This window comes from Sodalis praecaptivus (assembly GCF_000517425.1).
In the GTDB taxonomy this organism is placed as follows: domain Bacteria; phylum Pseudomonadota; class Gammaproteobacteria; order Enterobacterales; family Enterobacteriaceae; genus Sodalis_A; species Sodalis_A praecaptivus.
In genome coordinates this window covers 824,246-837,481 of record NZ_CP006569.1, presented here as the reverse complement: position 1 = coordinate 837,481, position 13,236 = coordinate 824,246, and the positions used below count along the sequence as shown (strand labels likewise).

13 protein-coding genes are annotated in these 13,236 nt (G+C 58.0%); 9 read left to right on the top strand and 4 right to left on the bottom strand.

Translation table 11 applies throughout. From position 1 onward, the window contains the following. Positions 1 to 855 precede the first annotated feature (855 nt). From SANT_RS03820 to ruvX, 7 genes are all read left to right on the top strand, one after another. Positions 856 to 2,253, top strand: coding sequence for a sugar porter family MFS transporter (locus tag SANT_RS03820; RefSeq protein WP_025420979.1), 1,398 nt, complete (start codon positions 856 to 858; stop codon positions 2,251 to 2,253). A 341-nt stretch (positions 2,254 to 2,594) separates the two neighbouring features. Further along, entirely contained in the window at positions 2,595 to 3,110 is a 516-nt protein-coding gene (locus SANT_RS03815; protein WP_025420978.1) for a SprT family zinc-dependent metalloprotease, read from the top strand. A gap of 111 nt (positions 3,111 to 3,221) precedes the next feature. Further along, the gene (gene endA / locus SANT_RS03810; RefSeq protein WP_025420977.1) at positions 3,222 to 3,926 is read left to right on the top strand and encodes a deoxyribonuclease I; all 705 of its coding nucleotides are present in this window, start codon (positions 3,222 to 3,224) and stop codon (positions 3,924 to 3,926) included. A gap of 94 nt (positions 3,927 to 4,020) precedes the next feature. Continuing rightward, entirely contained in the window at positions 4,021 to 4,752 is a 732-nt protein-coding gene (gene rsmE, locus SANT_RS03805; protein ID WP_025420976.1) for a 16S rRNA (uracil(1498)-N(3))-methyltransferase, read from the top strand. 11 nt (positions 4,753 to 4,763) lie between these two features. Continuing rightward, positions 4,764 to 5,720 carry a glutathione synthase gene (gene gshB, locus SANT_RS03800; RefSeq protein WP_025420975.1) on the top strand — a complete coding sequence of 319 codons (957 nt, stop codon included), beginning with the start codon at positions 4,764 to 4,766 and terminating at the stop codon, positions 5,718 to 5,720. A gap of 115 nt (positions 5,721 to 5,835) precedes the next feature. Continuing rightward, entirely contained in the window at positions 5,836 to 6,399 is a 564-nt protein-coding gene (locus tag SANT_RS03795) for a YqgE/AlgH family protein (RefSeq protein WP_025420974.1), read from the top strand. Next, positions 6,399 to 6,824, top strand: coding sequence for a Holliday junction resolvase RuvX (gene ruvX, locus SANT_RS03790; RefSeq protein WP_025246785.1), 426 nt, complete (start codon positions 6,399 to 6,401; stop codon positions 6,822 to 6,824). Before SANT_RS03795 ends, ruvX begins: the two co-directional genes overlap by 1 nt. A 169-nt stretch (positions 6,825 to 6,993) precedes the next feature. Here the strand turns inward: ruvX and rhaM are convergent, their stop codons facing one another. From rhaM to rhaB, 4 genes are read right to left on the bottom strand one after another with little or no spacing between them, the layout of a single operon-like run. Further along, positions 6,994 to 7,308 carry an L-rhamnose mutarotase gene (gene rhaM, locus SANT_RS03785; RefSeq protein ID WP_025420973.1) on the bottom strand — a complete coding sequence of 105 codons (315 nt, stop codon included), beginning with the start codon at positions 7,306 to 7,308 and terminating at the stop codon, positions 6,994 to 6,996. A 13-nt stretch (positions 7,309 to 7,321) separates the two neighbouring features. Beyond that, entirely contained in the window at positions 7,322 to 8,155 is an 834-nt protein-coding gene (gene rhaD / locus SANT_RS03780; protein ID WP_025420972.1) for a rhamnulose-1-phosphate aldolase, read from the bottom strand. A 12-nt stretch (positions 8,156 to 8,167) separates the two neighbouring features. Next, positions 8,168 to 9,424 carry an L-rhamnose isomerase gene (locus SANT_RS03775; RefSeq protein ID WP_025420971.1) on the bottom strand — a complete coding sequence of 419 codons (1,257 nt, stop codon included), beginning with the start codon at positions 9,422 to 9,424 and terminating at the stop codon, positions 8,168 to 8,170. Continuing rightward, positions 9,421 to 10,893: a rhamnulokinase gene (gene rhaB / locus SANT_RS03770; protein ID WP_038668182.1), complete on the bottom strand. Its 1,473-nt coding sequence runs from the start codon at positions 10,891 to 10,893 to the stop codon at positions 9,421 to 9,423. Before rhaB ends, SANT_RS03775 begins: the two co-directional genes overlap by 4 nt. A 317-nt stretch (positions 10,894 to 11,210) precedes the next feature. Between rhaB and rhaS the strand changes: the two genes are divergently transcribed. Beyond that, positions 11,211 to 12,047: an HTH-type transcriptional activator RhaS gene (rhaS, locus tag SANT_RS03765; protein ID WP_025420969.1), complete on the top strand. Its 837-nt coding sequence runs from the start codon at positions 11,211 to 11,213 to the stop codon at positions 12,045 to 12,047. A 145-nt stretch (positions 12,048 to 12,192) separates the two neighbouring features. Continuing rightward, a complete protein-coding gene (locus SANT_RS03760) occupies positions 12,193 to 13,047 on the top strand; it encodes a helix-turn-helix domain-containing protein (RefSeq protein ID WP_025420968.1) in 855 nt (284 codons plus the stop codon). Positions 13,048 to 13,236 lie beyond the last annotated feature (189 nt).

Genomic DNA, 13,236 nt, shown 5'->3' with positions numbered 1-13,236 from the left:
CGGACGTACTGCCGCGACACCGAAACGGCGATCGAGACGATCGCCGTTTTTTTGCCTGCGGGACGGGTGTCCCGCCGGTATTCGCCTGCCGATAGAGTCCGCCTAAGCCGAGCGCGCAACCACCCTGTCGCTGCTTTCACACTCCCCTAATGCGATCGGGTCCGGCGCTGGCCGCCCCTATTGCGATCTGGCCTAGCGCTACCCTCCCCAGCTCTTGCGGTCTGGTCTGGCGCTACCCTCCCCGCTGTTACGGCCTAGCCTGGCGCGCCCCTTTCCCGCTGTTGCGGTCTAGCCTAGCATTATCCTCCAGCTGCCCGCGGCCCGTATCCTCCAGCTGCCCGCGGCCCGTCATCACGCGGGGTGATACGAGATATTTACCAGGCGGACGCATACCGGCTAGTGCCATTTCGCCTGACGTTGCAGAGCTGCGACGTTTATCGACGCCGTTGATACTGTCTAGTCGCCCCGAGCAGTGCGATGAAACTTATTCAGCGAAATTTTTTGTTTCATCTAAACTAAAACACGCCGCCACATCGAAGAGAATTCGATCTTTTTTGAAACCGATTACAGAAAATTAAATCATAATTATCATTAGGTTAATATGATTATGGCATACAATAAATACTTCATTTCTTATTTGTTACAAAAAGGCTACCACATCCGGATTATTCCCGATGACAACCGCTCTGAATACCCTATATTAGCGGGGCAACGCTTTTTGCTACGGATGAATATGCTGACAGACAGGGATAAGTGTATGTAACCGATTACATACTTGTGATCGACTTCACACTTTGTCAGCATACATTTACATAACATTCATAATTATTAATTTACGTAGTACATGGAGGCATTATGAGTACTGCCACACATAGACCCGGCAGATCCCATGCTCGTTTTACTTTTTTCGTTTGTTTTATGGCGGCGTTGGCCGGCCTGCTATTTGGACTGGATATTGGCGTCATCGCCGGCGCGCTGCCTTTCCTGTCGACTGATCTGCACATCGATAACCGGCAACAGGAATGGGTGGTTAGCTCCATGATGTTTGGCGCCGCGGTGGGCGCGCTTGCCGCCGGCTGGATGTCAGCCAAACTGGGGCGGAAATTCAGCCTGCTTACCGGCGCCGTGTTGTTCATCATCGGTTCGCTGTGGTCGGCGCTATCCCCCAATGTGGAATCGCTAATCATCGCTCGTATTCTGCTGGGGCTGGCGGTCGGGATTGCCTCTTATACTGCCCCGCTTTACCTGTCGGAAATCGCGCCGGAAAAGATCCGCGGTTCGATGATTTCCATGTATCAGTTGATGATCACCATCGGGATCCTCGCGGCCTATCTCTCTGATACCGCTTTCAGCTATAGCGGCTCCTGGCGCTGGATGCTGGGCATCATCACCATCCCAGCGGTATTGCTATTCATCGGCGTGCTGTTTCTGCCGGGCAGCCCGCGCTGGCTGGCGGCCCGAGGGCGTTACCATGAAGCACAAAAAGTGCTGGATATGCTGCGCAGCTCCAGCGAACAGGTACGCAAAGAACTAGAAGAAATCCGCGAAAGTTTGAAAATCAAACAAAGCGGCTGGGCGCTGTTCAAAGACAACAGTAATTTTCGCCGCGCGGTCTTTCTCGGCGTCCTGCTACAGGTGATGCAGCAATTCACCGGCATGAACGTGATTATGTACTACGCGCCGAAAATCTTCGGGATTGCCGGTTTTACCAGCACCGCCAACCAGATGTGGGGAACGGTGATTGTCGGGTTGGTCAACGTGCTGGCGACGTTTATCGCTATCGGTCTGGTGGATCGCTGGGGCCGTAAACCGACCCTGAAACTGGGCTTCCTGGTCATGGCGGTCGGCATGGGCGTGCTGGGTACGCTGCTGCACTTGGGGATCGACACCGAATTCCAAAAATACTTCGCCATCATCATGCTGATGCTGTTTATCGTCGGCTTCGCGATGAGCGCCGGCCCGCTGATTTGGGTACTGTGTTCTGAAATTCAGCCGCTGAAAGGGCGCGACTTCGGTATCACCGTGTCCACCGCTACCAACTGGATTGCCAACATGATCGTCGGCGCGACCTTCCTGACCATGCTGGAAACGCTGGGCAACGCCAACACTTTCTGGGTGTACGGCGCGTTGAACGTCATCTTTATCATATTGACCATTATGCTGATTCCGGAAACCAAAAACGTTTCCCTTGAGCATATCGAACGTAATTTGATGACCGGCAAGCCGCTGCGCGAAATTGGCGCGCGGGACTAAACGCTCCCCTTTGCGTAGACCTGCGCCGCCGTCCCGCTGGACGGCGGCGTTTTTTATGCACCGAGGTAGGCCGCAAAGGCTCGCCTTAGCAGCCTGCTCGATGGCTGGGCGTGGCGGTGTTTTTATTTCCATACTTATCCAGGGGCGCCGGGCGCGAATACAGCCCAAGTCCCCCCCTTAACGACAACGACGCCCCGAGCGGCGGAGGGTCGCGCGCTGGGGCGCTCGGATGATAATGCCCATCTGCGGCAGCGAAGCGTTGGCCTGTGCACGGTTGGACGGTGCCGCACGCCGTGCTGACGCGGTTGCATCCTGTTGCGCCGCCGGTTAGGCTGACAAATATGAAACCGTTACGTATTCCAATAGCCCTGCATCAGGGCGTCATGCAGTGCCTGCGGGCCAAGCTCGCACAGGCCGAGGCGTATTTTGACTGTACTTTTCCCGAACCCACCCTCACCTACCAACAGCGTGGCACCTCCGCCGGCACCGCCTGGCTGGAGCAGTGGGAAATTCGCCTGAATCCGCAGTTGCTGCTGGAAAATCAGCAAACCTTTATTGATGAAGTGATTCCGCACGAACTGGCGCATCTGCTGGTGTTTCGCCAGTTTGGCCGGGTGGCGCCCCACGGACGGGAGTGGCGCTGGATGATGAGTCACGTGCTGCAAACCCCTGCCCGCCGGACCCACGAATTTGACCTGACGGTCGTGAGACCCAATACCTTCCCCTATCGCTGCGGCTGTCAGCAGCATGCTCTGACCGTACGCCGGCATAACCGCGTTCTGCGCGGCGAAGCCCAATACCGCTGCAGACGCTGCGGCGACCTATTACAGCCCGAGACAACTACGGCGGGACGTTAAGACTCCTCGCCCGCTTTCCATCATTTCCGTCATTCGACGCACCGCGCGTTCAATTTGCCTGTCGCTGCGCAATTAGGTAACCTGCGCTTTTCCAAATTGAACACGCTGATGATGCTGCATAAAACTTCCGGCCTGCTGGCCGCTGCCCTCTTGTTCCTTTCCTTTTCCACCGCGGCCAAAGTGCAGCAGATTACCAATTTCAACCAGGCGAAAGCGGCGGCGGTGAAAATCAATCGCGACGCACCCGGCACCTTTTACTGCGGTTGTGCCATCCGCTGGCAGGGCAAAAAGGGCATCCCGGATCTGGCGTCCTGCGGCTATCAGGTGCGTAAAAGCGAGCTGCGCGCCAACCGCATCGAATGGGAGCATGTGGTACCGGCTTGGGAGTTCGGCCATCAGCGCCAATGCTGGCAAAACGGCGGTCGTAAAAACTGCGCCAAAGATGCGGTTTATCGGCAAATCGAAACCGACCTGCATAACCTGCAACCCGCGATCGGCGAAGTGAACGGCGATCGCGGCAACTATCAATACAGTCAATGGCGCGGCGGCGAAGGCCAGTACGGCCGCTGTGAAATGAAGGTGGATTTCAAAAACAAGCAGGCGGAGCCGCCGGCCCGCGCGCGCGGCGCCATCGCCCGGACTTACTTCTACATGCGCGATCGTTACCAGCTTCGTCTTTCCCGGGCGCAAACGCAGTTATTTGACGTATGGGACCGTACTTATCCGGTGACCGAGTGGGAATGCAAACGCAATCAGCGTATCGCCGCGGTGCAGGGCAATCTCAATCCTTATATCACGCGGGCTTGCGGCCAATAAAAGCGCTGCTCTACACTAGAGTGGCCCCGCCGTTATGCCGGCAGGGTTAAATCCGCCCCGGGCGGCCAGACAACCAGGAACATAACCACGCCTTATGCGAATACCTCGTATATATCACCCGGCGCCGCTGGCCGTCGGCGACGTCCTCGACGTTAGCGAAGACGCGGCGCATCATTTAAGTCGGGTGCTGCGCATGACCACCGACGCGCCGCTTGAGCTGTTTGACGGCAGTAATCAGGTTTTTAGCGCCCGGTTGAGCCGAGTGGACAAAAAAACCGTCGAGGCCAGAGTGCTGTCGGTACGCACGGAAGATCGCGAATCGCCGCTGCATTTGCACCTGGGGCAGGTGATGTCTCGCGGGGAAAAAATGGAATTCACTATCCAGAAATCCATTGAATTGGGGGTAAATGTGATCACGCCATTGTTTTCGGCACGCTGTGGCGTCAAGCTGGAGGGCGAGCGGCTGGAAAAGAAGCTGCAGCAGTGGCGCAAAATCGCCATCGGCGCCTGTGAACAATGTGGCCGCAATCGCCTGGCGGAGATCCGCCCCGCGATGACGCTTGAGGCTTGGTGTGCGGAGCAGCACGCGGGGTTAAAACTTAATTTGCATCCCCGCGCCGAACAGCGCATCAATACGCTGCCGCTGCCGGCGGACGATATTCGCCTGCTGATCGGGCCGGAAGGCGGCCTGTCGGCGGAGGAAATTGCATTGACCGCCCGTTATGGATTTACCGATATTCTGCTGGGGCCACGCGTGTTACGTACCGAGACCACCGCACTCACCGCCATCACCGCCCTGCAGGTGCGTTTCGGCGATTTGGGGTAAAGGAGAAGACTATGATTAAGCTTGGCATCGTGATGGATCCGATTTCCTCCATCAATATCAAAAAAGACAGCAGCTTCGCCATGCTGCTGGAAGCGCAGCGCCGCGGCTATGAAATTCACTATATGGAAATGAGCTCCCTGTATCTGCGCGGCGGCGAGGCGCGGGCCACCACCCGTCTGCTGTCGGTAAAACAGGATTATGACGCCTGGTACAGCTTTAACGGCGAACAGGATATCAACCTGGGCGAACTGGATGTGATCCTGATGCGCAAGGATCCGCCCTTCGATACCGAATTTATCTATGCCACCTACATTCTGGAACGTGCGGAAGATGAAGGGGCACTTATCGTCAACAAACCGCAGAGCCTGCGGGACTGCAACGAGAAATTGTTCACCGCCTGGTTCGCGCGCCACACGCCGGATACGCTGGTAAGCCGCCGCGACGACCACATCCGTGCCTTCTGGCAGGAGCACGGCGACATCATCCTGAAACCGCTGGACGGCATGGGCGGTACGTCGATTTTTCGCGTCAAGCAAGACGATCCCAATCTGACGGTCATTGTTGAGACCTTGACCGGCTACGGCCGCCATTTCTGTATGGCGCAAAATTATCTGCCGGCCATCAAAGACGGCGATAAACGGGTGCTGGTGGTAGATGGCGAACCGGTTCCCTATTGCCTGGCGCGTATTCCCAAAAGCGGGGAAACCCGCGGCAATCTGGCCGCCGGCGGCCGCGGCGAGGCCCGCCCGCTCAGCGACAGCGACTGGAAAATCGCCCGCGACGTGGCGCCGGTACTGAAGAAGAAAGGGCTGATTTTCGTCGGTCTGGATATCATTGGCGACCGCCTGACGGAGATTAACGTCACCAGTCCCACCTGCATACGGGAGATCGAAGCGGCTTTCCCTATTTCCATCACCGGTATGTTGATGGACGCAATAGAAAAACGCTTGGCGGCGCAACAACGCTGATGTGTGTGACGTGGCCGCAATCTGATTTCGCTTGCGGCCAGTGACTTATCACCATTTTGCCCGCATACTGGACGCCGTCTATTTTTTAAACTTACTGATGTTGCCTATTTAAAGCATGAATTTACAGCACCATTTTCTTATCGCCATGCCCTCGTTGCAGGATCCGCTGTTCAAGCGTTCGGTGGTCTACATCTGCGAGCATAACAGTGACGGCGCCATGGGTATCGTCATCAACAAGCCCGTCGAGCAATTCACCGTCGAAAACGTGCTGCACAAGCTTAAAATTATGCCCGCCGACCGCGATCCGGCCATTCGGCTGGACAAACCGGTGTTTGCCGGCGGTCCGCTGGCGGATGACCGCGGCTTTATCCTGCATACGCCGCGCGAGGGTTTCGGATCCAGCATCGGCATTTCGCCGCAAACGATGATAACCACCTCCAAGGATGTGCTGGAGACGCTCGGCACCGCCGATCAGCCTGAGGATGTGCTGGTCGCGCTCGGCTACTCCGGCTGGGAGCAGGGCCAGCTGGAACGCGAGCTGCTGGAAAATGCCTGGCTTACCACCCCCGCCGACAGCGAAATTCTGTTCCATACCCCCATCGCCGCCCGCTGGCGCGAAGCGGCCAAAACCCTCGGCATCGATATTCATAATATCGCCAACCAGGCGGGTCATGCCTAATGGCCGGCGCCGGCAGCATCATGGCATTCGATTTTGGTACGCGCAGCATCGGCGTGGCCATTGGTCAACGCGTTACCTGTACCGCCCGACCGCTGACGGCGTTCAAGGCCCGTGACGGCGTGCCCGACTGGCAGCAGATCGAAAAACTGCTCAATGAATGGCGGCCGGATACGGTAGTGGTGGGGTTACCGCTGAATATGGACGGCAGCGAACAGCCGCTGACCGCCCGGGCGCGCAAGTTCGCCAACCGGCTGCACGGTCGCTTTGGCGTACAGGTAGTGCTGCACGATGAACGCCTCAGCACCGTCGAAGCCCGCGCGGGTCTGTTTGCGCGCGGCGGCTATCGCGCGCTGGAGAAAGGCAATGTGGACGCAGGGTCGGCGGTCATCATTTTGGAAAGCTGGCTCGAACAATTTCCCGAGTAACGCTACGGCACCATCGTCGGTCGCCTGCGGCGTCATCGCCGGCAGAAGCGACCTACACGCCGCGCAGCGGCACTGCCACAGCTCGCAGGACGGTCTCCCGGCCCGCAACAGTGGCGATAGCATAACGCAGGGCAACGGCGCGTCTCTCTTGCCGCTGCCACGGGCCGAGTTATTCCAGATAAAACACCGGGCGCAGGGTTGCGCTTACCGGGCTGTTATCGGCGTTGGCGGGCATGACGTCGGTCATATGGCGCCACCAGCGCTGGCACACTTCCGTCTCCGCTACCGCATCCCAACGCGCTTCGGATTCCATCTCTACATAGGCGAACAGTAGATGGCGCTGTTCATCAAGAAAAATACTGTAGTGATGGGCGCCGTGCTGCTTTAGAGTCTGCGCCAGCTCAGGCCAGATCGGATTGTGCCGCCGTTCATACTCTTGATGCGCTTCGGGATTGAGCTGCATAACAAAGGCTTTTCTTATCATCATATTTCCCCGTTCAACGCGACTCAACGTCCAGCGCCGCCGCCATCGGCGTCACGCCGAAACGCTCGCCGAGCGCGACGAGTTCAGCGCGACTGATGGTCTGCTTTTTGCCCCCCATCGAGCGGACTTTCACCATCACCTCGGCGGATTTTTCCGCGGTATCGATCAGGCCGAAAGCGTCATCCAACGAGGGACCGCTGGCGAAAATACCGTGAAAAGGCCAGAGCACCAGCGAATGCGCGTGCATTTTTTCCGAGGTAGCGGCGCCAATACCGTCGGTCCCGGGGACCATCCAGGGAATGATGCCTACCCCGTCGGGGAACACCACCAGACATTCGGTGCTGCCTTCCCACAGCTCGCGGGTAAAGCGGGCGGTATCCAGCTCCAGCACATAGCTTAAGGCGATGAGATTGGTGGCGTGGCAGTGCATGATGACCCGATCGCCGCCTCCCGTCACTTGTTTACGCACGGCATGGGACTGCAGGTGCGTGGCCAGCTCGGAAGTGGGCAGTCCACCGGCGATAAGCCCCCACAGGATACGGTAACCGGTGCCGTCCTCATTGAGCTGCAACAGCGTTAAACTGTCGGCGGGAGAGAGCTGCACGTTGCGAAAAAATTTGCCGGAGCCGGTGACCAGAAAATAACTGCCGGCCAGCGCCGGCACCGGTGCCGACAATGTTTCGCTGCGCGGCTGCGGGTTAAACTCTGCCCGGTAGGGGGCGACATCCTCTGGCGTCAGGCGCAGGCTTACGTTACCGCCGTTGCGTTCGTCCCAGCCTTTGAGCCACATATCGCTGGTCGCCTTGACCATGCCCTGAACGAACCAGGAAGAAAGTAATGATTGCATAACCAGGTATCCTCAGCGTTGACTTAACACGGTTTGTTCATATTCGCGCACCGACGACAGCCAATCGCTGCCCACCGGTACCTGATGTTGTTGGCAATAACGATCCCACACCGCCTGCCACGGCAGCGATTTTTGCTCCTCCAGCAGCGCCAGACGCGCCGTATAATCGCCATCCTGTTCCAAGCGACGCAACGTGTCCGTGGGCTCCAGCAGCGCGCGCAGCAGCGCTTTTTTCATATTACGGGTGCCGATAACCCAGGCGGCGATACGGTTAATGGAGGCATCAAAGAAGTCCAGGCCGATATGGACCCGGTTGAACAGTTTTTGCCGCACGATCTCGCTGGCGATCGCCTGCGTTTCATCGTCCAGCAGAACCACATGATCGCTATCCCAGCGCACCGGCCGGCTAACGTGCAGCAGCAAACGCGGGACAAACAGGCTGGCGCTGGAAATTTTATCTGAGATGACCTCGGTGGGATGGAAGTGACCGGCGTCCATGCACAGCGCGGTACCGCGGCTGGTGGCGTAGGCGAGGTAGAATTCCGCCGAACCGACGGTATAGCTTTCCGCGCCGATGCCGAATAATTTACTTTCCACCGCGTCGATATGATGGCGCGGATCCAGTTTTTCCGCCAAAACCGTATCCAGCGCCGCCATCAGCCGCTCGCGCGGCGCCAGCCGATCAATGGTGAGATCTTTCATCCCGTCCGGTACCCAAATATTCATCACCGACGCCGTTCCCAATTCACGGCCGAAATAGGCGGAAATGCGACGGCTGGCCTGGCAGTGCTCAATCCAAAATTGACGAATCTTGTCATCGGCATGGGAAAGGGTGAAGCCATCAGCGCTCAACGGATGGGAAAAGCAGGTAGGATTAAAGTCCAGTCCCAGATGCTGATCCCGCGCCCAGGCGACCCAGCGGGCGAAATGCGCCGGCTCGATGGCGTTGCGCTCTACCGGTTGCTCCGCCTCCAGATAAATGGCGTGCAGATTGAGCCGCTTCGGTCCCGGGATCAGGCTAAACGCCTGCTCCAGATCGGCGCGCAGTTGCTGAGCATTGGTGGCTTTACCGGGATAATTACCGGTGGCCTGAATCCCCCCGGTCAAGGTGCCGGTGGGGTTCTCAAAACCGGCAACATCGTCGCCCTGCCAGCAATGCATCGAAACGGGCAGCGTATCCAGCAGCGCCAGCGCCTGCTCCACGTTGACATCACTATCGGCGTAGCGCTGTTTGGCCAGTTGCCAGGCTTGTTCAAGGGATGAGTTCATAACAGGATTTCCTCTTGCGGATGGCAAAGCGCCTGAAAGCGTTGCCAATGATGGGCAAAATCGGCTATCGGGCTGGGCAGGTAGTGCGCCAGCGGAAAACTGCGCGTGACGATCCGGCGCCAGGCCGCTACGTCCGCCACGTCGTTAAGCGCCATGAGCTGGCACCCCACGTTGCCAAGCGTCGACGCTTCCACCGGCCCCGCGGACACCGGCAACTGGCAGCAATCGGCGGTAAGCTGGTTAAGCCAGCGGTTTTGGCTGCCGCCGCCGACGATATGCAGCCGCGCCGGCGCAATGCCGCGCAGGGCGCTCAGCTCCAGCAGTACCCGACGGTAGAGCATCGCCAGACTGTCAAGAATACAGCGCGCCAGCGCCGCAGCTTCCTGCGGTACCGGCTGCCCCTGTTCGCGGCAGGCCTCGCGGATGGCGTCCGCCATCGAGGGGGGATTGATAAAGCGCTCATCGTTGGGATTGATCAAACGGGTAAAGGGCGGCAGCGCGGCGGCCTCCTCCAGCAGCGCCGGCAGACTCGCAATCCCCAGCTCCTGGGTGATGCGGTTCAGTAACCACAGGCCCATAATATTTTTAAGCACCCGGTAGCGGCCGTTCACGCCGCCTTCATTGGTAATATTCAGCGCCAGGGCGCGGCCGTCACAAAACGGATTGTGGCTTTCCACGCCCATTAACGACCAGGTACCGGAGCTCAGGTAGGCACAGCTTTCGTCTTGCAGGGGCGAGGCGACCACCGCGCTGGCGGTATCATGAGTCGCCACGGCGATAACCGCCACCCGTTGTCCTGACGGGCTAATCCAATAACCGGGCGTATTGCCCGGCGGGCGAGGGGTACCGAACCAATGGCGGGGGACCCCCAGATAGTCCAATAGGGCGTGATCCCAATCATTCGTCGCCAGATTAAGCAGTTGCGTGGTACTGGCGTTGGTATATTCCCAGTTAAGCGCGCCGGTCAGCCGGTAATGAAAGTAATCGGGGATCAACAGCAGATGCGCGACGTTTGCCGCAGCCTCCGGCTGCCGTTGGCGCCAGGCTTGCAACTGATAAAGGGTGTTAAACGGCAGAAATTGGATCCCGGTACGCCGGTAGATGTCCTCCCGGCCCAGTTCGGCGCTCACCTGCGCCATGACGCCATCGGTGCGATGGTCGCGGTAACTGACCGCCGGCGCGACGCGCGCCCCCGCCTGGTCAAGTAACACATAATCCACGCCCCAAGTATCAATACCGATGCTGTCTAGAAGTGTGCCGTCGCGATCCAACTGACCGATGCCGGTAAGGATTTCCTGCTCGAGGCGGTCCAAGTCCCAACAATCCGCCCCCTGCTGCTTAACGAAGCCGTTAGCGAAGCGGTGAACTTCCCGCAGGCTTATCTGCTGCGCGGCGCCGTCCCAGGTCGCCAGCATCACTCGGCCGCTGGTGGCACCCAGATCGACCGCTATGATATTTCGCGTCGCCATAGTCGTTGTCCTCTTTGCTGCTCTGGTTGGCAGTGTAAGCAGGAACAGGCGACGCCACCTTCCGGTGGCTGCCACCGGCGCTAGCGGGCTGGCAAAATCGTCAAGATGAATGTGAATCCGATCACAAAAGCAATATCACCTCCGTTTGTCGCCGCGCCCCCCTCCGGCCGCCTGTGATCTTCGCCGCAAAATCCATCACGGGGGCCGCAAAACTTGAAAAAAAAACCGCAATGCGGCGTTTGACGGTCGGGAATTGAAGGCGCTCCGCATTATCGCGGCATAAGATAAGGTCCCTGTATCATGCTGAGGTGCCTGAAATGACGTTACTGTACGGTGATGATTTTTTTGTTTCCCCAGACGCTACGGTTGCCATCGAACCCCGCCTGCCGCAGTGGGATTTTCCCGAGCATTATCACGATTTCTGGGAGATAGTGCTGGTGGAAAACGGATCGGGCATACATGTCTTCAACGATCAACCCCACACGCTGTGTAGCGGCACCGTCTGTTTTGTCCGGGCCGATGACCACCACCTGTTTGAAAGCGTGGATCGTCTGAATATGATCAACGTGCTGTACCGCGCGCCCAACGGATTTCGTTTTTTGCAGAATATCGCTCCATTTCTGCCGGGCGAAGGGCCAGGCGAGCGACAGGTTCACTGGCAAGTCAATCACGCGGCGCTGCAGCAGGCCAAGCAATTGATTCACACTCTCGACGCGCTGAGCGGCGATCTGTCGCCGGAGAATATTGCCGCCAGCGAAGGGCAATTTCTGCAATTGCTTATCGTGCTGCGCCAGGGCTGTTTCCAGGCCCACAGCGACGGCAACCGCGAGCAGCGTCTGCAAGATCTGTTACGCTGGCTACAGCATAATTTCAGTGACAATGTCGACTGGCTGACCCTCGCCGATCAATTTCAGTTGCCGCTGCGCACGCTACATCGTCAGCTAAAGCAGCAAACCGGGATGACGCCTCAGCGCTATTTGAACCGGTTACGCCTACTGGAGGCGCGCAAGCAGTTAAAACAGTCCGATAAAACGATCACGGAAATTGCCCACGCCTGTGGTTTTAGCGATAGCAATCATTTCTCCACCCAGTTCCGGCGTGAGTTTTCTCATTCGCCGAAAATGCTGCGCCAGGGCTATCCCGATCTGTTGTAGGTGCCGCACGCGACGGGCGGTTATCCGGCCATCACCGCCCCTCCTTCCGCCGCGACAAAAAATGCGTTTTGCAACGATCATCAGATAATTATTTACAAAATTATGTCATTATTCTCAATTGCTTTTTAGCTTAGGGGATGACGGCATGAATGGCCTTAAGCTGCAGGTTTCCGACTATTTCCTGACCGACAAAAACGCGGTCACCGTTGCCGATCGTCGACCACAGCCCGCCTTTCCACAGCATAGTCATGAGTTTGACGAAATCGTCTTTGTCTGGCGCGGCAACGGCCTGCATATTCTTAATGAAGTGCCCTATCCCATCACCTGTGGCGATCTTTTCTATATCAACGCCCGTGACCGCCACGGTTATGAATCGGTCAACGATTTAGAGCTGGACAACGTTCTATACCGGCGCGAACTGCTTACCCTCAACGTAAACTGGCAGGATCTGCTTCCCGGCTATGCTTCGGGGACGCAGGCGCGACAGTATTGGCGTTTAAGCACGCCCGGCATGGCCATTTTGCGCCAGAGCGTCGATGCGCTGGCGCAGGAGTGCATGAAATCCGATGCGCTATCGCTGCTGCTGAGTGAAACTCTGTTTTTGCAGTTGGCGCTGAGGACTAAACGTTTCCGTCATGCCCCGGACAGCCCCTTTATCTCCGACGCCGAACAGCTGGATCTGCTGCTGATGGCGCTGCGCGTCAATATCAGCGCGCCTTTCCGCCTGGATGATTTTTGCCGCCAGTACGGCCTTAACGCCCGCACGTTGCGGGTGATGTTCAAAAACCATACCGGTATGGGTATACATCATTATTTGCGTCAGTTACGCCTGTGCAAGGCGATGGACCTGCTGCGCCACGGTCAGCAGGCGATAGGCGATGTCGCCTCGCTGTGCGGCTTCGACGACAGCAACTACTTTTCAGTGGTGTTCAACCAGGCTTACGGGCTGTCGCCGCGCCAATACCGCCAGCGCTTTCAGAAGGTCCTCAGCCCCGGTTGACGGTGGATCACGCCGCTAGGCCGCACCTATGGCGCGCTTGCGCCGGCGGCACCCGAGGCCTATAGCACGTCCACGCCGATTAATGCCGCAACCGTCACTCGACCGCCGTTTAAGCCGCTGGTTCAACCCGCCCCTACTCTCTTCGGCGCATATGCCGGTCAGGCCACGAGAACCTCTGGCCTCCGCCGA

Excerpts from the sequence above, each read along its gene's own strand:
- rsmE (WP_025420976.1), top strand. The coding sequence starts at position 4,021 with ATGCGAATACCTCGTATATATCACCCGGCGCCGCTGGCCGTCGGCGAC.
- SANT_RS03795 (WP_025420974.1), top strand. The coding sequence starts at position 5,836 with ATGAATTTACAGCACCATTTTCTTATCGCCATGCCCTCGTTGCAGGAT.
- endA (WP_025420977.1), top strand. The coding sequence starts at position 3,222 with ATGCTGCATAAAACTTCCGGCCTGCTGGCCGCTGCCCTCTTGTTCCTT.
- gshB (WP_025420975.1), top strand. The coding sequence starts at position 4,764 with ATGATTAAGCTTGGCATCGTGATGGATCCGATTTCCTCCATCAATATC.
- SANT_RS03815 (WP_025420978.1), top strand. The coding sequence starts at position 2,595 with ATGAAACCGTTACGTATTCCAATAGCCCTGCATCAGGGCGTCATGCAG.
- ruvX (WP_025246785.1), top strand. The coding sequence starts at position 6,399 with ATGGCCGGCGCCGGCAGCATCATGGCATTCGATTTTGGTACGCGCAGC.
- rhaM (WP_025420973.1), bottom strand. The coding sequence starts at position 7,308 with ATGATAAGAAAAGCCTTTGTTATGCAGCTCAATCCCGAAGCGCATCAA.
- rhaB (WP_038668182.1), bottom strand. The coding sequence starts at position 10,893 with ATGGCGACGCGAAATATCATAGCGGTCGATCTGGGTGCCACCAGCGGC.
- SANT_RS03820 (WP_025420979.1), top strand. The coding sequence starts at position 856 with ATGAGTACTGCCACACATAGACCCGGCAGATCCCATGCTCGTTTTACT.
- rhaD (WP_025420972.1), bottom strand. The coding sequence starts at position 8,155 with ATGCAATCATTACTTTCTTCCTGGTTCGTTCAGGGCATGGTCAAGGCG.
- SANT_RS03760 (WP_025420968.1), top strand. The coding sequence starts at position 12,193 with ATGAATGGCCTTAAGCTGCAGGTTTCCGACTATTTCCTGACCGACAAA.
- rhaS (WP_025420969.1), top strand. The coding sequence starts at position 11,211 with ATGACGTTACTGTACGGTGATGATTTTTTTGTTTCCCCAGACGCTACG.
- SANT_RS03775 (WP_025420971.1), bottom strand. The coding sequence starts at position 9,424 with ATGAACTCATCCCTTGAACAAGCCTGGCAACTGGCCAAACAGCGCTAC.